8 protein-coding genes are annotated in these 18,812 nt (G+C 47.0%); 4 read left to right on the forward strand and 4 right to left on the reverse strand.

The annotated features are described in order from the left end of the window. Nucleotides 1-232: 232 nt before the first annotated feature. The 4 genes from HMPREF9431_RS09265 to HMPREF9431_RS09280 form a co-directional block, all read right to left on the reverse strand. Nucleotides 233-1,804 (reverse strand): RagB/SusD family nutrient uptake outer membrane protein, encoded by a 1,572-nt coding sequence (locus HMPREF9431_RS09265; RefSeq protein ID WP_004380997.1) that lies wholly within the window; start codon nucleotides 1,802-1,804, stop codon nucleotides 233-235. Nucleotides 1,805-1,826: 22 nt separating this feature from the next. Continuing rightward, complete coding sequence (locus tag HMPREF9431_RS09270) at nucleotides 1,827-5,054, reverse strand: SusC/RagA family TonB-linked outer membrane protein (protein WP_081463337.1); 3,228 nt, start codon at nucleotides 5,052-5,054, stop codon at nucleotides 1,827-1,829. A gap of 128 nt (nucleotides 5,055-5,182) precedes the next feature. Beyond that, nucleotides 5,183-6,106: a FecR family protein gene (locus tag HMPREF9431_RS09275; protein WP_004380999.1), complete on the reverse strand. Its 924-nt coding sequence runs from the start codon at nucleotides 6,104-6,106 to the stop codon at nucleotides 5,183-5,185. A 41-nt stretch (nucleotides 6,107-6,147) separates the two neighbouring features. Then, complete coding sequence (locus HMPREF9431_RS09280; protein WP_004381000.1) at nucleotides 6,148-6,717, reverse strand: RNA polymerase sigma factor; 570 nt, start codon at nucleotides 6,715-6,717, stop codon at nucleotides 6,148-6,150. A gap of 1,036 nt (nucleotides 6,718-7,753) precedes the next feature. Here HMPREF9431_RS09280 and HMPREF9431_RS09285 point away from each other — a divergent pair. The 4 genes from HMPREF9431_RS09285 to HMPREF9431_RS09300 all read left to right on the forward strand — a co-directional run bounded on the left by HMPREF9431_RS09285 (nucleotide 7,754) and on the right by HMPREF9431_RS09300 (nucleotide 18,790). After that, a complete protein-coding gene (locus tag HMPREF9431_RS09285; protein WP_231287810.1) occupies nucleotides 7,754-11,233 on the forward strand; it encodes a SusC/RagA family TonB-linked outer membrane protein in 3,480 nt (1,159 codons plus the stop codon). A 12-nt stretch (nucleotides 11,234-11,245) separates the two neighbouring features. After that, entirely contained in the window at nucleotides 11,246-13,024 is a 1,779-nt protein-coding gene (locus HMPREF9431_RS09290) for a RagB/SusD family nutrient uptake outer membrane protein (protein ID WP_004381002.1), read from the forward strand. A 174-nt stretch (nucleotides 13,025-13,198) separates the two neighbouring features. Beyond that, nucleotides 13,199-14,104, forward strand: a complete 906-nt coding sequence (locus HMPREF9431_RS09295) for an endonuclease/exonuclease/phosphatase family protein (protein ID WP_004381003.1) — start codon at nucleotides 13,199-13,201, stop codon at nucleotides 14,102-14,104. A gap of 27 nt (nucleotides 14,105-14,131) precedes the next feature. Continuing rightward, on the forward strand, nucleotides 14,132-18,790 hold the full coding sequence (locus HMPREF9431_RS09300) for an alpha-N-acetylglucosaminidase TIM-barrel domain-containing protein (protein WP_004381004.1): 4,659 nt from the start codon (nucleotides 14,132-14,134) through the stop codon (nucleotides 18,788-18,790). Nucleotides 18,791-18,812 lie beyond the last annotated feature (22 nt).

Genomic DNA, 18,812 nt, shown 5'->3' on the forward strand with positions numbered 1-18,812 from the left:
GGGCAAGTCTCAAAATCTTTTTTTGTCGTTTGCCCGATTGTCGGCAAGTCTTAAAATATTTTTTTGACGTTTGCCCAGCGTTGGGCAAGTCCCAAATTCTTTTTTTATCGTTTGCCGAAGCGTCGGCAAGTTGCAAATTCTTTTTTTGAAGTTTGCCGAGTGTTCGGCAAGCCTTTCAAAATATTTTTGCGTCCTTTCCGTCGCAACGGCATGTGATGGATGTGGCCAGGGATTAGTAACCGGGGTTCTGTTTCACCTGTCCTTTGCCATCGGTAATCACCTCTAAGGGCAGCGGATAGAGCTCTTTGTAATCGGCTGCGTAGGGAGATTGGTTGATGGCGCGCACCAATGGCACGAGACGATGATAGCGAATCATGTCCGAACGATACTGCCCATTCTCACACCAGAACTCATGCCAGCGCTCTTTCAAGATGGCATTGAGCACATCTTCGGCCTGCGTGTAGTTGGCATAGCTTAGACTTGGCAGCCCGGCACGGTTGCGAACGACGTTCACATTGTCGATGGCTTCGTGCAAATCGGCAGTTGTTGCGCCCTGCTTTTGGCAGAGTCCTTCGGCCAAAGAGAGGTAAACGTCGGCATAACGGAAGAGCACTATGTCAATATCGGTGTAGCCTCCCGAGCCTTTCACGCCGGGATCATAGCCTATCTTCAGAGGAATTGGCCCTGCAGCCAATGGTGATGATGGTGTATTGCGGTCGACAGTGGCTCCACCAGAGGTTGTATAGGAGGTGAGAAGGCCTTGTCTACGCACGTCGCCAGACTCAAATGAGTCGTAGAAATACCACGTACTGGTGACCGTTCCCCAACCCGAGCCCATGCCATGGCCGGCATAATCGGTGGGCAACACCATCATGTGCCATTGGTTGAGCGACGGACCTTCATACGAACATGGTAGCGCAAAGATGATTTCCTTGTTGTCTTTGCCCTGTCCTCCGCGTGCAAACATCGCATTATAATCGCTCTGCAAGGCGTAACCATATTGCGGATCTTTCAGCTCACGCGTCAACGTCACCACCTTGTCATAATTGGTTTTGTCGCCATGGGTCAAGCCTTCGGGATAGTTATAATCGGCCGTTTCGTGCAAATAGAGTCGAATGAGCAACATCTTGGCTAAGCCACGGCTAAAGCGTCCATACTCGGTGTTGGCCGGAAGCGGAAGATGTTGGCCGGCAAAAAGCAAGTCATCTTCAATGAATTTGGCCATTTCGGCGCGCGAAAGACGTGGAAGCGGTTTCTCTTCTAACGGATTTTTCAGCACTTCTAACGGTGCTACGACCAACGGACCATACATGTCGTAGAGAATATACGAGAGGAAAGCCCGCGCACAACGCACCTCAGCTTCGTAGCGTTGCTTGGTAGTGTTGTCCAAAGTACTGTTGGCAATGGCATCAAGCACCAAGGTACAACGGCTGATTTTCTGCGAATAGCCCTCGGCATAGGCCTTGCTTCGGGTGTAATAGAACCATGTAATGCCCGTCGATTCGGGGAAATAGTTCAGTTGCGAGCACATCTTTTGTTCGCCAAAAGTGCCTGTTAGAATGCCCGTTGTGGCATCGTTCAAGAACATGACGCCGCGCTCTGAGGTCGAGAAGATGCCATCCCACCAGCTGCCGCGCAACGGAAAGTAGCACGAAAGCACCAGCGATTGGATGTCGCTCTCGGTCTTTGGAAAGTTAGAGGGGTTGATTTCCGAGTAGTCTACGGGCGTTAAGTCCGAGCAACCCGGCAGCGTTATCGACGCACAAGCCAGCAACAACGCATATATTATTTTCGTTCTTTTCATATTTGGAATACTTTAAAGTGGTTTAAAATGTGATATTCACCCCAAGACTATAGGTGCGTGCGTTGGGATAGGCCGCCGTGTAATAGTCGGTTTCGGGATCCAATCCTTTATAAGGTGTCATGCAAAAGAGGTTGCTGGCACTCAAAGAAAGGTGTACACGCGAGATGTACTTTGTTTTCGTCAGCCATGCTTTGGGCATGCTCCAGCCCAATGTGATGTTTGACAGGCGTACAAACCATGCCTTTTGATAATACCAATCGCCGTGCGTGTAGGTGTTGTTCCAACCGTTAAACGAGCAAGGGTATTTGGTCGAAGGGTTGTCCCAGGTCCAGCGTTTCTTAATAATGCTCAGTGCATTGTAGCCATAACGTGCCACATCGCCGCCGCCTAAGCCGTAGGTCATCTCGGTAGGATCTTCCATTCGGCGGTCGAACATGCCATTGAGTTGGAAGCTAAAGTCGAAGTCTTTATAAGTAAGCGTGTTGACCATACCTGCCATCCAGCCCGGATCTTGTGAGCCAATCAGCTCCGTGTCGGCATCATCAATCTTGCCATCGGGTGCTCCTGTCAGGATGAAGCGGCCGTTCTCGTCGACCATGGGCTGCCCGTTGCTGTCGCGTTTGTAGCCATTGAGGTCTTTAATCACCAACTCTCCGGGGCGCAAATCGGGCTGTGCTGCCGGCGCAGCTTCACCAATTTGCAAGATATGATCGGCGCGACGTGCATAAATAGGACGTATGGGATCGTCGGCTTTTTCATATACTGCGGGCTTCCAATCGGGTGTACGCTCTTTCCAACGGTCTTTATATGTGGTGAAAGTGAGGTTGGTTGTCCACTTGAAATCGCGCGTGCTGACGTTCGTTGTGTTGAGGGTGAGTTCCAATCCCGTGCTCTGTGTCTTCCCAATATTGGCCATCACCTGCGAAATGTCGTGGTAAAAGTTGAGCGGTTTGTAGTTGAGCAAATCGGAAATCACACGATGATAGAACTCTACGCTGGCCAAAATTCGATTGTCAAGGAAGCCAAAGTCCATACCAAGGTTCCATTCAGTGGTCGTCTCCCACTTCAGGTTGGGGTTCTCTAATTTACCTTGGAACACGCCAATGAGCTTCGTTCCATCGCCGCGGTTGTAGGCGGGTTGGGCATAATAGCTTGCAAAAGCATTCGCACCAATGTCCGAGTTACCCGTCTGTCCCCAGCTGAGGCGCAGCTTACCCATCGTCAACCACGATGCAAGAGATTTCATAAAGGGTTCTTCGGAGAAGGTCCATCCAAGGGCAGCTGATGGGAAATAGCCCCATTTGTGGTTCTTGGCAAACACAGAAGCACCATCTGCACGAAGCGTTCCCGTGAGATAATAACGGTCTTTAAGGATGTAGTTCACGCGGAAGAAATACGACTCCATCTTGTTTTTCGAGAAGCCTGAGCCCACTCTTTTTGTGCCCGTTCCGGCATTTAAGTTGTTATAACCGAAACCATCAAGCAAGAAATTGTTGTTGCCCGAGTTCACACTCTCCACATTAAATTGCTCGTATGACGTGCCGGCCAGCAAGTTAACCTTGTGTATATCCTTAAAGGTTTTGGCGTATGTGGCTGTTGCCTCCAACAGATATTGGTTGTTGTCTCGGGTGTAGATGTCGGCATTTCCCTGCAAGTTGCGACCATACAAGGTGCTCTTTGGCTCGTAAGTCTTGCGGCTGATGTTCGCTCTGTCCAAGCCGGCATTCACGCGTAGGGTCAAACCGTCAATCGGTCTGGCCTCCACATAGATATTGCCTAAGAAACGATCAGTGCGCCCTTTGTCGATGTTGTTCAACAAAGAGTAGGGGTTGGGCTGCGTTCCTAAGAGCGGATTGACGGGATAAGTGCCCGTCGCAGGGTCGTAAGCCAAGATGTTTGGACCCATTTGTACGGCCGAACGGATGATGCCCGACTTCTCATATTGTGCCGAACCCAACTGTGTATTGTCGTTGTCGATGCGCGTGAGTGTCAGGTTTACGCCCGCTTTAAACACGTTGAGGAAACGCTGATCGATGTTGCTTTTCAACGTATAGCGGCTCATTCCCGAGTTGCGTATGATGCCTTTGTTGTCATAATAGTTCAGCGAAATCATGTATTGAGTGTCTTTCGAACCGCCCTGAATGCTTAGATTGTGCTCCTGCACATGACCATTGCGTGTGATTAAGCCCACCCAATCGGTACCTTCTCCTGCGGCAGCAATCTGCGCATCGGTATAAGGACGCGCGTAAGCCAATCCGCCTTTCGGAGCGGCCAACGCTGCTTCGAGGGTCTTTGTGCCCCAAGGTCCCACCTCGTTTTCCCATATCCAGTACTCCCAACTCGACTTGTTTTTCTCAATCATCCAGTCACGTAGCGAGAGCACATCATATTTATCGCTGTAATGTTGATAGCTATAGTTATAGGAATAGTTCACCACAGCCTTGCCTTCGCGGCCGCGTTTGGTGGTCACAATCACGACACCATTGGCCGCACGTGCGCCATAAATGGCTGTTGCCGAAGCATCTTTCAGCACTTCAATGCTCTCAACATCATTGGGATTGAGGAAGTTGAGTACGCCTTGTGTGCCGGGATCCATGCGGTCGTTTCCACCCTTTTGTTGATCGAGTTTCGCAATAGGGAAACCGTCAACAATATAAAGTGGCTCGTTGCTGGCATTCACTGAGCCGGCACCACGAATGAGAATATCGAGTCCTCCACCGGGTTGTGCCGAGTTTTGCCGCACATAAAGTCCAGCAGCTTTGCCCGCAAGCATGTGGGCTGCCGATGCAACTCCCGCCACAGCCAAGTCGGTTCCTTTCACACTGGATACTGCTCCCGTGAGGTCGCGCTTCTTCATCGTGCCATAACCCACCACCACAACTTCGTCTAAGCCTTTCGCTTCTTCGGCCAGTGTGATGCGCATGCCGTTGTGCGCTTTTACGGTTTGCGACGAAAAGCCCACGTAGGAGATGGTCAACATGCTGCCGGGTGTGGAGGCAATCGAAAACACACCGTCGGCATTGGTGATGGTGCCTGTCTTCTTTCCCCGTTCAATCACGGTAGCACCCACAATGGGTTCGCCGTGCTCATCAGTCACTGTTCCTGTGAGGGTGCGTTGGTTTACTTTCGACGATTGCTGTTGCATCGTGCTGATTGTACCCACGTTTGCCACCTGGTTTGGCGTGAAGGGCGATGCGAGCATGCCCAAAGGAGCCAGCAGTAGCAAGGTCGACAAAGAGCGATGCATCATGTGCCCGCGTCTTGTCTCTTGTCTTCTTTTCTTTAGCATATAAGTTGGTATAAAGTTTAATAGTCTGAATAAAGTAGTGCCGCTTTGTGCCCTATGGGCGCAACAGCAACAAAATGCCGCATGAAGGATTAGCTTTCGGCGCGGCGTTTCAGATGAATTTGGTGGGCACCCACCTGCATTCGTGCATCGGCGATGGTGGCTAAATTGCTGATGACCGTCGCTATCGAGTCACGAATGATGAGCTTTCCATAAAGACGTTGATGCTGCAAGCTGCCATCTACCACAATCTTTTGCCCGAAATAGTGGGTCAGGCGCGAGGCTACGTCGCCCAACTCGTTGCCATTTAAATGCAAGATGCCTTGCAGATGGGCGAAATAATCGGCAGGCGAAACTTGCTCGCGCGACACAAATTGCTCGCCCGAGATGTTCAAACGCTCGTTGGGATGAATGCGCACCCGGTCGTTGTTGCGCGTCTCCACCTCCACCAATCCCTCTAAAAGGGTTACACCTGCTGCATGACTGTCATAATTGTCGACGCTGAATTTGGTGCCCAACACCTTCACATCAAAGTTATCGGTGTGGATAATAAAGGGGCGCTTGGCATTGTGCACCACCTCGAAATAACCTTCGCCTTTAATCGAAACATCGCGTGTGTGCCCCCGAAAAACGGAGGGATAGGACAGCTCGGTGCGCGAATTGGCAATCACACGGCTGCCATCGGGCAAGGTTACGTGCAACGTGTCGTTACGTCCTACGACAATCTGCCGCATCACTGGCAGCTGTTCGGCCACTTGTTGCACGGGCTTTTGCGCACGCTCCATCCACACAATGCCGCTCCACAGGGCGCAAAGCAGCAATGGAACCACCACTGCAGCCACGCGCAGAAGGTGCCTTTTGCGCAGATGACGACGCTCAACCGACACCTTGGCATAGGTCTTTTGCATGATGTTTGCCACATCTATCGCCTCGGGTTCGCTACGCAACACAAAGTCTTCTAACACCATTTCGTCGTTGGTGCTTTCAAATTTGATGTCATCAATCTTCTTGTTCATCGTTATCGTTAAGTATTTGTGGAGAGAAAATAGAGCACCATCTACCGTGCCAACGCAAAATGTTGCGTGCGCATCAGCGTGCTGCGGAGCGTTTTAATGGCAAAATTCACGTGATAATTCACCGTCGAAACCGTGATGTCTAACAGCTCGGCAATCTCAATATAGGGCATGTGTCCTACCTTTGCCAAGAAAAACACGTAGCGGCATTTAGGCGGAAGACGTTCGATGGCAGCATTCAGCAAAGTCAAATCCTCGCGGGAAATGAGCGTGTCGCAAGGCGTACACATCTCGGGAAACAAGAAATCTTGCATGCCGAAATAATCCACACTGATGGTGTTTCCACGCCGTTTCTCGCGCCGCAAGTAGTCAATGGCTTTGCGATGCACCACCCGACACAGCCAACTGCGCACATTGTTGAGCTCGACCAACTGCTTACGCCGTTTCCAAGTTTCAAAGAAAACGTCGCTCACCACTTCTTCGGCCATCTCCTTATTGCCCAAAATGCCATAGGCATGGGAATAGAGCATGCTCGAAAAACGTTGTATCAAGCTATTAAATCCCAATTCGCTGCCGGCAGCAGCCAGCAACAGTTCATGATAAGGCGCATCCATAGTTCTCAATAGTTTTTTGCTTTTTGACCAAAAGGTCGATCTCTGTGCCATCTTCTTTCCGCTGTGAGAGCGTTGTCTAACAGGCCTTAGTCGATGGTTGTTCACTTTTAATGCACATGCAGATTGCGCTGCATAGCTTAAGTTAGCGATGCAAATATAAATAAAAATTTTTATTTTATAGCATAAAAGTAAATTATTTTTGAAAAGAATAAAAAGACCTTGCCGTTCACATCCACCCTCACATGGGCGCATTGCATGCTTTCATGACGCTGCAAATGCGGAAAAGCGACCCCATTTGGGATTGATTCCGTGCACGCTTCTCACCCGATGTAGCCGCATTGCATTCGCCCACATGGCGCCATCAAACGCACCACTCATGCCGCGTTACTTCCCTATCTTTCCCTATGATTTCACCACTCGCCCAGTTATCATCAAACAAAATGATGGAGATTGCCACACAAAAACGTAGAGATTACAGAGTAAAGTGGTAGAGATTGCGGAGTAAAGTAGTAGAAATTGTGGCATCATTCAGTAGCAATTAAAAAGCATTTACACCTATTTATAATGAACAACCGAAACCGAATTCTTCTTCAGTTACTTGTGGATGGTAGGAAAGCAAGTGGTTGCAGGGAGGATTTATCTATTCGGTTCGGGGACAGGGAAGAGCGCTGTGCTCTCTATTCAAAACGCTGATGTTGCAAAATAAAGGGCCATTGATGGCAACCTTTACTTGCCTTTCCCTTTGAATTCGTGTATCTTTGCAGGCACAGAAAGCTTGATTTCGTGTAAAAAACAGTCCATGAAGACCTTGATTTTGTGCTAAGGGTTAAATCGATTTAACACTCTTCCGGCAGGTAGTGTGCACCTAAAATGAAATTAAAGTGTTAAAAATTGAATTGTAACCTATAGATTTTAAAAAATGGTTCGTCTTTCATAGTGTATTGATACTGTACAAAGCAGTACTCTTTCAAAGGTCTATTAAACCACATTTTATTATATGCGTGAGAAATCAAGACAAAAGACAAGACGCGTGCACATGATGCAACGTTCGTTGTCGGCTTTGTTACTGATGGCACCTTTGGGTATGCTTGCATCGCCTTTGGGTAACTATCGGGTGACAAATGTGAATTATTCGGTTGCTGCTGAGCAGCAAACAGTGGGTGGCGTATTAAACTTTATCGAGAAAAACAGCAATTATGTTTTTCTCTATGGCGCCGATGTTCAAAAGCTTTTACAAAACAAAGTGTCTGTCACTTTGGGCAATCGTCCGATGTTAGACATTCTGAACGACTTGTGTAAAGCTGTCGGACTGAGTTCGCATACGTCAGGTAATCAAATTACTCTAACTGCAAGTGCATCAACAACAACGGCTAAAGCGGGTCGCAGAGCCATCTCAGGAAAGGTGACCGATGCCGCAGGTGAGCCGATTATTGGTGCGACAATCTCTGAAAAAGGTGGACGCAACGGGACAACAACAAATGTGAATGGTGAGTTCTCATTAGAGGTTAATCCGGAAAGTATGCTCACCATCTCCTATGTAGGTTTTGCACCACAGACGGTGAAAGCACGCAATGCGATGCACATCACCTTAGCCGAAGAGGCCAAAGGATTGGACGAAGTGGTGGTGATTGGTTATGGCACGAAGAAGAAAGCCAATTTGATTGGTGCCGTAAGCACAGTTACCGCCGATGAATTGAAAGACCGTCCGGTGAGCAGTGCTGGCCAGATGTTGCAAGGACAGGTGCCCAACCTTAACATTTCTTTCTCATCAGGAACACCTGGAGAAAGCACAAAAATGAACATTCGTGGTGCGACTTCAATCGTGAATAGCGGTGCGCCCTTGGTGTTGATTGACGGTGTTGAGGGCGATCTCGACCGTGTAAATCCAAACGACATCGAGTCGATTTCGGTGTTGAAAGATGCTGCTTCGGCCGCTATCTATGGTGCCCGTGCCGGCTTTGGTGTCATCATTGTGACGACAAAATCGAATAAAGACGGACAGGCACACATTACTTATAACGGGCGATTCAGTTGGTCGGCTCCAACCACGAAGACAAATTTTATGACGAATGGTTATCAAACGGCTAAATTAGTTGATACCTTTTTTAATGCAACATCGGGTGGTAGTTATTCAAAACTAACCGTTGATGATTATAAGGAGTTAGAGGCTCGCCAGTATGATACGACCGAGACCCCAGCTCGTCCATGGACGGTTGTTGGTTCGGATGGCCGTTATCACTATTATGGAAACTTCGATTGGTATAACTATCTCTTTGATTTTACCCAACCAACTTGGAATCACAATCTGAGTATTAGTGGTGGTAACGACAAGATGAATTATATGTTGAGTGGTGGTATGAACGATCATGATGGCGTTTATGCACTTAGCACCGATAAATACCGCACACGAAACTTGATGGCAAAGTTCAATGCAGAAGTAACTCCTTGGTTCCATATCTTCAGTAGTGCATCACTCTTTAAATCAAAATATACACAACCGGGTTATGATTTTGAAGATGGTGGTAATGTGGGTAACCTGACATTCCATGCGATGCCGTGGATAGTTCCTGTCAATCCTGACGGTACGAATGTTTATACATTGCCCAACAGTGGCGATAAACCTGCGGATGGTTTTGCAGCAATGTTGCGTACAGGGAATGGATTTTCGACCGTTAAGAAGACAGAACATACTTATGCCATTGGTGGTGTGCTGAAGTTAATGGAGGGATTAGAACTGACAGGGAAGATGACTTATCGCACTTTCATCAAAGATAAGTTGTTCCGTATGGCGAGTTTCCAATATTCAGAGCGTCCTAACGAAATGAAAACAGCCAACTCTGGCTTCTTTGGTAATCGCCTGAAAGATGGTCGTGCGACGACAGATGTGTATGTTTATGACCTTTATGGCAATTATCATAAGACATTTGCTGAGGCACACAATCTTGCCATTATGGCTGGTATGAACTATGAAAGAGGTTCTTATAAATGGGTTGAGCCTTCAGGAAAAGATTTACTTTCAGAAACACTTAACGATTTGAATCTGTCGGTTGGTGCCAAGAGTGTAAAGGGTGCACAGCATGAATATGCTTTATTAGGCTACTTTGGCCGTATTAGCTATGATTATTTAGGTAAATATATGGCTGAAGTAAACATGCGTTATGATGGGACCTCTCGCTTTAAGAGTAGTGACCGATGGGGTTTCTTCCCCTCAGTTGCCTTAGGTTGGCGCATTAGTGAAGAAAAATTCTTCCATCATTTGCTTCCTGTTGTCAGCAATTTAAAACTCCGTGCTTCTATCGGTTCTTTGGGAAACCAAGTAACAGATGGATATAGCAATCCTTACTATCCCTACATTCGTCTTATTTCATTGGATAATATGACGAAGTTGAATTACATTTTTAATAATGCACAAGCTATGTATGCTAAGATTGGTTCGCCTGTATCAGGCAGTTTGACATGGGAGAAAGTTGTAACATCTAATGTGGGACTTGACTTAGGGTTGCTCAATAACCGCCTGGCATTGACACTTGATGTTTACCAACGTAACACTAAAGACATGTTGGCAACGTCGCTCACATTGCCTGCTGTCTATGGTTATGCTGTGCCTTTGGAGAACAATGGAGAGCTTCGTACACGCGGTTTCGAGCTTAGCCTTAGCTGGAATGACAAGTTCCTTTTGGCAGGAAAACCTTTTTATTATGGTGTTACAGCGTCGCTTGCCGATAGCAAATCGAAGCTAACCAAGTTTAGAGGCAACGAAACGAAGATATTGGGGAAGAACTATGAAGGCATGGAATGGGGTGAAATTTGGGGCTATAGAGTCCAAGGCATCTATCAAACCAATGCTGAAGTAGCAGCTCGTGGTGTTGACCAATCGTTCTTAGGTAGCAAATTTTCAAACCAAGCTGGTGACTTAATCTTTGAGGATATCGATGGTAACCATAAGATTAATAATGGTAAAGGAACGCTTGATGATCATGGTGATTTGGTGAAATTAGGGAATACCCAAGCAAGATACCACTATGGTTTCTCCGTTAATTTGTCATGGTATGGAGTTGATATGTCTATGTTCTGGCAAGGAATTGGTCGTCAAAACATATATCCTGGTGATAATAACATGATGTTCTGGGGACCCTATTCACGCGCGTATAGTTCATTTATCCCTGCTGACCTCCTTGGAAAAGTATGGTCAGAGAATAATCGAAATGCCTATTTCCCACGTGCAGGACAAGACCAAGCACGTTGGTTTGCTATGAGTAAAGTGAACGATCGCTATTTGCAGAATTTGGCATACTGTCGTTTAAAGAATTTAACTATAGGTTATACACTCCCGAAGATGTTAACGAAAAAAATCTATCTTGATAAAGTTCGTTTCTACTTTAGTGGGGAGAATCTCTTTACAACAACAAAATTAAAGAGTGATTATTTAGATCCAGAGCAGATGACAACCGATAGAAATGGTCGTGTTTATCCTTTCTCTAAAACATTCTCTTTTGGTGTTGACGTTTCCTTTTAACAAGATCTCATTATGAAAAAGTTATTCTTTATACAATATGTAGCCGTTGCAGTATTGGTGACAAGCTGCAATTTGGATTTGGATCCGCAAGATAAACTTGCTGATACCAATTATTTCAACAATCGAACGGAGTTAGAAGCTTTTACAAATGGCTTTTATGGTAACTTCCCAGCTGCTGCAACACTCTATGGCGAAAGTGCTGATATTATTATTCCAACAACCCTCACTATGGAAGTGTTGGGCACACGAACGGTGCCCGAATCCGGTGGTGGATGGAGTTGGAGTGCACTCGCTGATATAAACACTTTCTTGCAAAGTTCTAATCGATGCACAGATGAGGCTGCCCGCAAAGAGTATCAAGGATTGGCACGTTTCTTTCGCGCATACTTCTATTTCGATAAAGTAAAGCGTTTTGGTGAAGTGCCATGGTTTGATGCTCCCCTATCCTCTACAGACGATCGTCTCTATGAACCTCGCACATCACGTGATGAGTTAATGGCAAAAATACTTGATGACTTGAACTATGCTATCAATAATTTGCCAACAGCTCAAAATACGTATCGTGTGACAAAATGGACAGCATTAGCACTCAAATCAAGGGTGTTCCTTTATGAAGGGACTTATCGAAAGTATCATGGCATTGCTGGTTTTGGAACCTATCTTACAGAAGCGGCTAATGCAGCAGAAGACTTTATAGATAACAGTCCTTATACTATTTACGCTACAGGGGCACAGCCTTATAGGGATTTATTTGCTGCTGACAATGCAAAGAGCACGGAAGTTATCTTAGCTCGCAACTACAACTTGGGTCTTAATATTGTACATAGTGCCAATCAATATTTCTTTTCGGCAGGTACTTCTCCTGGTATGAATAAGAAGATTGTGGATAGCTATTTGATGAATGATGGGACAAGGTTTACAGATCAACCCGGTTATCAAACCAAACAGTTCTACGATGAGATGCAAAATCGTGACCCACGTCTTTCACAAACTATTGTGACTCCAGGTTACAAACGCATTGGTGGAGCTACTGTTCTCTCCCCAGATTTCTCTTCAGCAACAACTGGTTATCAAATAACGAAGTGGGTTACCAGTGCTGCTTCGGACGGTTATAACAAGTCTTCTAACGACATGATACTTTTCCGTGCAGGTGAAGTTTATCTCAATTTCGCAGAAGCTAAAGCCGAGTTAGGTACATTAACGCAAGGAGATTTGGATAAATCTGTAAAGAAGTTGAGAGATCGTGTGGGGATGCCCAATATGAATCTTGCTGCAGCAAATGCTAATCCTGATCCTTATTTAGCTGCTGCAGAGACAGGTTATCCTAATGTGACGGGTTCTAATAAGGGAATTATCTTAGAGATTCGTCGTGAGCGTACAGTCGAGTTATTTGATGAAGGTTTCCGTTATGATGACCTTATGCGTTGGAAGGAAGGTAAAGCTTTCGAAAAACAGTTTAAAGGAATGTATATTCCAGCTTTAGATCCCGTAAGACATTATGTGATATGTGATTTAAATGGTAATGGCATTATTGATAGTAAAGATGTATGTGTCTACGATGGTGCGACGCCAAGCAAAACTGTTTATACAGAACTTCTACCTATTAGAACTTTCTTAAAATTGGGTTCTAACCTTCAACTTGCCAATGGTGTTAGTGGTGGAAACATTATTGTGCATGACATAGCAGGTAATAGTCGCTCATGGAATGAGAACAGAGATTATCTCTATCCAATTCCACAAGATCAGATTACGCTGTATGGTGGCAGAATACAGCAGAATCCAAATTGGTAGGCTCATAAGGTTAAATTAGTATTTTGATAAGACACTCGCTGACATTTCTCTTCGAAGGGAATTCGTCAGCGAGTTATTTAACTCGGTTTATCATTTTAAAATAAGCGTTTGTCAGTTATTTATTGTTACTTTGTTGCTGACAAAAGTATTGAAACAATAAAATTATAAAATAATATGCGATATTCTTTTCATCATTTATTGGTACTCACAGCACTTGTCTTCAGCACACTGCCCATATTGGGATGTGGTGGAAACAACGACCCCAATCCCAATATTCCTGACTTTAAGCCTCAGCCACAGCCGACAGAAGATTATAAGTATGCAAAGGCTCCGGGCACGATTCGGCTGATGACCTATAATAGTTTTTATTGTAAAAGCCACACCAGTAGTGAAACATTTACAGAAGAGCATACACGCAATTTTGGTGAAGTGATTAAGGCTCTCCATCCCGATGTGATTGCCATTCAGGAGCTTGACAGTGCATGTAATGGGCGCTCTCAACGCTATCTGTTGCAAGAAATTCAGCAGGCTGCAGGAGATGATTATAAAATTGTTTTCGGTTCTGCGGCTCCTTTTGATGGTGGAAAAATTGGATGTGGCGTGATGTATAAGAAGACTTTACAGCCTACTGCCATTCGTCAAGTGGCACTCCCGGGGCATGAAAAGCGCAAATTGATTCTTATTTCATTCCCACAATTCAACTTTATTGGGACACACCTTGATTTGGAAACACCTCATCGTCAGAGCAGTATTGACCTGTTGCTGCACGAACTTCCATCTCTTCCCAATGCGCCTGTGTTCTTTGCCGGCGATTTAAATGACAGTCCAATGTGGAAAGCTGAGGTCTCGGCCTTCCCTAAATTGCTTCAAAACTTCACCATTCTCAGTGCGACAACAGGCAGTCTGCCCGATGAACCCAATGAGACTATTGATTATGTGCTGGTAGACAAGGCACATCAAAACAAGGTAGAAGTGAAGCAAACACATGTGGTAAAACAGCTTTATATGAATGGGAGCGTGAAGGAAACAAAGACCGTTTCAGACCACTATCCTGTGTTTGTTGATGTGAAACTAAAATAAAAGATTTATCCCAAGCGTCTATAAACAATGATAAAACAAGCCAAAAGATTTTGCACACTGTTTGTGCTGTGCTGGATAGTTGTACTATCTGTGTCGGCAATTGACTTCACAGGTGTTCGCCAATTGGTTGCACGTCGTTTCCCCATGCTGACGAATAAGGTGGCGTTTGCACCTTTGCTGCATTCCGACAAAGAGGCCTTTGTGCTCACAATGCAAAAAGGGCAGTTGCTGATTCGAGCCAATACGACATCAGCAGCGGCCATGGCTTTGAATCATTATCTCAACACCTATTGCCATGTTAGTTTGTCACACAACGCTGACAACTTGCCTCCTACCTTCCAACTGGTGCCCATCAAGGGCGAAGTGCGCATGGAAACGCCATTTAAATATCGTTATGCGCTCAACTATTGCACCTACAATTACACATATTCTTTTTACAACTGGAGCGATTTTGAGCGTGAGCTTGACTGGATGGCACTCAATGGTATCAACTTAATGTTGGCACCCATGGGAATGGAAAAGGTGTGGATGGAGACGCTTACGCAATTAGGATTTAGCAAAACTGAAGCGCAACGCTTCATCCCCGGGCCAGGTTATACGGCCTGGTGGCTCATGGGAAATCTCGAAGGATGGGGCGGACCGATGAGTGAAGCCCTCATAGAAGCACGCTATCAGCTGCAACGAAAGATGCTACAACGCATGCAAGCGCTGGGCATTCAACCCGTTGTTCAAGGCTTCCCAGGTTTGGTTCCGTCTTTCTTCAAGGAGAGATTCCCTGCCGCACAGCTTGTTTTGCAGGGGCGATGGGGACATTTTAATCGTCCACCGATGTTGCTTCCGTCTGATAAAGACCTGTTCCAGCAAGTGGCAAAGGCCTATTATGAGAGCCTAATACGTTGCTATGGACGCGATTTTAAATTCCTTGGTGGCGACCTTTTCCATGAAGGAGGCAACACAAAGGGTGTGGATGTGGCAGCCACTGCCGCAGCTGTTCAGCAGACCATGCTTCGTTATTTCCCCTCCGCAAAATGGGTGTTGCAAGGTTGGAACAACAACCCTTCGCCCACGTTGCTATCGAAATTAGACAAGCAACATGTGTTGTTGATTAATCTTAGTGGCGAGATTGCTGCTTCATGGGAAAGCTCAAACGAGTTTGGTGGCACGCCTTGGTTGTGGGGAAGTGTAAATCATTTCGGCGGAAAGACCGATATGGGAGGGCAACTTCCGGTGTTGGTTGCTGAGCCCCACCGTGCTTTTTCGCAGACAAAGAATGGTGTGATGCAAGGTATAGGCATTCTGCCCGAAGGCATTAACAGCAATCCTGTGGTTTATGATTTGGCGCTCAAAACAGCATGGTATACCACTACACCCGACTTAGATCGTCTGTTGCGCGACTACATTGCCTATCGTTATGGGCATGTTGATGAGTCGCTTGTGCAAGCTTGGCACATCCTTTCGCACTCGGTCTACGGCGAGTTTAAAATCAAAGGCGAAGGTACTTTCGAGTCGATTTTCTGTGCACGACCGGGACTTCATGTCACCAGTGTGTCGACATGGGGGCCAAAACAAATGCAATATAATCCCAAAGACTTAGAGAAAGCATTGGGACTTTTCCGTCGAGTGGCCGACCAATATAAGGGAAGTGCCACCTACCAATATGACTTAGTTGACCTTGCTCGGCAGGTAATGGCCAATCATGCGCGTGACGTTTATGCAGCAGCTATGCAGGCTTATCGCAACAAAGATGCCGCGCTGTTGCACGAGAAAGGACAGGAGTTTATGCATTTGCTGCAATTACAAGACCGCTTGTTACAGACCGACACCCACTTTTTGTTGGGTAACTGGTTAGCGCAGGCAGCAAATTATGGTGTCACCGCTGCCGACAAGCAGCAGGCATTACACAACGCCAAGATGCTCATTACCTATTGGGGACCCGATAGTGCGGCCACTCGTGTGCACGATTATGCCAACAAAGAGTGGGCGGGTTTGCTGAAAAGCTATTATGAACCGCGCTGGCAAAAGTTCTTCTATGCGCTCTATCAATCGGTTAACACAGGCGAAATGCCCCACATTGATTTCTTTGCGATGGAGAAACAATGGGCCGATTCTCCACAAACAGCATCTACAACACCCACGGGAAACTATCTCGAACAGGTAGATAGTGTGCTGAAAGCTGTGTTGCTTCCTTATCAAAATGCGGCGCTACCATCTGCTATTCGCGTACACGATTTGCTCCAACGCATGACGCTTGACGAGAAACTTGCACAAATGCGCCACATTCATTTCAAGCATTATAACACCGACGGGCATGTTGATTTAACCAAGTTGCGCAACAACTACACCCACAGCATGTCCTTTGGTTGTTTTGAAGCCTTTCCTTATAGCTCCACACAATATCGGCAAGCAGTGAGCACCATCCAACAAAATGCCGCCGACAGCACGCGCTTTGGCATTCCTGTTATCCCCGTTATCGAGGGTATTCACGGCATTGTGCAGGACGGTTGCACCATTTTTCCACAAGCCATTGCACAGGGTGCCACGTTCAATCCGCAACTCGTTTTTCGCATGGCACAGCACATTGGTACCGAAATGCGTGCGATTGGTGCAAGGCAAGTGTTGGCACCCGACCTCGATATTGCACGCGAACAGCGCTGGGGCCGTGTGGAAGAAACGTTTGGTGAAGACCCTTATCTCATTTCGCGCATGGGGTATAACTATGTGAAAGGTATTCAAAGCCGTGGCGGAATACCCACATTAAAGCATTTTGTTGCCCACGGAACACCGCAAGGTGGACTCAATCTGGCTTCCGTAAAAGGTGGACAGCGCGAGCTGTTCGATGTGTATGTCAAGCCTTTTGAATATGTCATTCGCCACACAAAAGCCGGCTCGGTGATGAATTGTTACAGTGCCTACGACAACGAAGCCATCACTTCTTCGCCCTTTTTTCTGCGCACATTGCTGCGCGATAGCTTGCATTTTAAAGGCTATATCTATTCAGATTGGGGCTCAATTCCTATGCTACGCTACTTCCATCACACAGCCGACAGTGAGACTGAAGCAGCACAACAAGCCATCAATGCGGGGGTAGATCTCGAGGCAGGGAGCGATTATTACCGCACGGCTCCCACGCTCATTGCACAAGGACTGTTGGATAAAGCGCGCATTGACAGTGCTGCAGCGCATGTGCTCTACACGAAATTTGAGGCAGGACTTTTCGATGAATTGGCAAGCGACACACTGCATTGGCGGCAACAAATCCACACACCCGAGGCCGTAGCTGTAGCCAAACAGTTGGCCGATGAGAGCCTTGTGTTGTTGGAAAATCGCAACCATTTCCTGCCGTTAGACCTCAACCGTCTGCACAGCATCGCAGTGGTGGGCCCCAATGCCGCGCAAGTGCAGTTCGGAGATTATTCATGGACGGCCGACAACCGGCATGGCATCACCCCCTTGGCCGGCATACAACAGGTGGCTGGCATGCGAACAAAGGTGCGCTATGTCAAGGGATGCGACTACTATTCGCAAAACACTGACTCTATAGATGAAGCGGTGGCGTTGGCCAAGCAGAGCGATGTTACCGTGGTAGTGGTAGGCACACAGAGCATGTTGTTGGCGCGTCCGTCGCAACCTTCAACGAGTGGTGAGGGCTATGATTTATCCGATTTGATATTGCCGGGTGTGCAACAACAACTCATTGAACGCATTGCTGCCACGGGGAAGCCTTTCATTGTGGTCATGGTTACGGGGCGTCCGTTGCTTACTGAGGCATTTAAAAATAAGGCCGATGCGCTACTTGTGCAATGGTATGGCGGCGAACAAGCCGGCCTTTCCTTGGCACAAGCCCTGTTTGGACAGCTCAATCCCTCGGGACGTCTGCCTATTTCGTTCCCCAAAGCTACGGGACAGTTGCCCGTCTATTACAATCATCTGCCCACCGATAAGGGCTATTATAATAAGAAAGGTACGCCCGACAAGCCCGGACGCGATTATGTGTTTGCCGACCCTTATCCTGCTTATCCCTTTGGCTATGGCCTTTCTTACACTACATTTAAATATAGTCAGCTTGCCCTTTCGAAGAAACAAACCAACGAGAACGATACCATTGCGGTTACATTCCGGGTGCAAAATACGGGTAAACGCGCTGGAAAAGAAGTGGCACAGCTTTATATACGCGACATGAAGAGTTCGGTAGCCACACCCATCAAACAGCTCTTTGGCTTTGAAAAGTGTGCGTTGCAACCGGGAGAAACGAAAACCATCACGCAGCAACTGCCCATTGCCGACCTCTATTTGCACAATGCTGTCATGCAACGTGTGGTTGAACCCGGCGATTTTGAAGTGCAGATTGGGGCTTCTTCGGCCGACATTCTGCTGCGCGACACGCTGCATGTCGGGGCGGCCAATATGCCGAAAACTTCAGAAAATAAGAACGACACGCATCCACAACCCATGGGAAAACGCATCAGTGTGCAGGGTGTGGTGCGCAATGTACAAGCTTTCTTAATGGCAGGTGTCAAGGTGCAGGCCGGTAAACAAACGGTCTTCACCGACGCACGCGGTGTTTATCGCATCACAGCCCACGAGGGAGAGCAGTTGCGTTTCTCGCTGAAAGGTTATCGCACAGAGACACTTGTCCTTCGCAAGGACGGCATCTTCGACGTAGAACTTTCGGCCGAAACGCCTTGATCGTATAGAACTTCGAACGCCA

The organism is Segatella oulorum F0390, from assembly GCF_000224615.1.
In the GTDB taxonomy this organism is placed as follows: domain Bacteria; phylum Bacteroidota; class Bacteroidia; order Bacteroidales; family Bacteroidaceae; genus Prevotella; species Prevotella oulorum.